This is a genomic window from Desulfovibrio sp. OH1186_COT-070 (genome assembly GCF_003860215.1).
Lineage (GTDB): Bacteria > Desulfobacterota > Desulfovibrionia > Desulfovibrionales > Desulfovibrionaceae > Desulfovibrio.
Genome location: NZ_RQYH01000225.1, coordinates 1 through 352 on the forward strand (window position 1 = coordinate 1; position 352 = coordinate 352).

Consider the following 352-nt stretch of genomic DNA (forward strand, 5'->3'; position numbering starts at 1 on the left):
ATTTTAATCATTCATATTTGGGCGCATAGCTCAGTTGGGAGAGCATCTGCCTTACAAGCAGGGGGTCATAGGTTCGAGCCCTATTGTGCCCACCAAATATGGCCTGGTAGTTCAGCTGGTTAGAATGCTAGCCTGTCACGCTAGAGGTCGTGGGTTCGAGTCCCATCCAGGTCGCCAATAAACACGCTGGTGTAGCTCAATTGGTAGAGCAACTGACTTGTAATCAGTAGGTTGGGGGTTCAAGTCCTCTGGCCGGCACCATCTTTAGAGCCATTAGCTCAGTTGGTAGAGCATCTGACTTTTAATCAGAGGGTCAGAGGTTCGAATCCTCTATGGCTCACCATTTTAATAG

The 352-nt window shown here is 48.6% G+C and carries 4 tRNA genes; all 4 read left to right on the forward strand.

The window, feature by feature from the left end:
- Positions 1-19: 19 nt before the first annotated feature.
- The 4 genes from EII23_RS12610 (at position 20) to EII23_RS12625 (ending at position 343) form a co-directional block, all read left to right on the forward strand.
- Positions 20-95: transfer RNA gene (locus tag EII23_RS12610), tRNA-Val, on the forward strand.
- 5 nt (positions 96-100) lie between these two features.
- A tRNA-Asp gene (locus EII23_RS12615) sits at positions 101-177 on the forward strand.
- Positions 178-185: 8 nt separating this feature from the next.
- Positions 186-261 (forward strand) — tRNA-Thr (locus tag EII23_RS12620).
- A 6-nt stretch (positions 262-267) separates the two neighbouring features.
- A tRNA-Lys gene (locus EII23_RS12625) sits at positions 268-343 on the forward strand.
- The last annotated feature ends 9 nt before the right edge of the window (positions 344-352 follow it).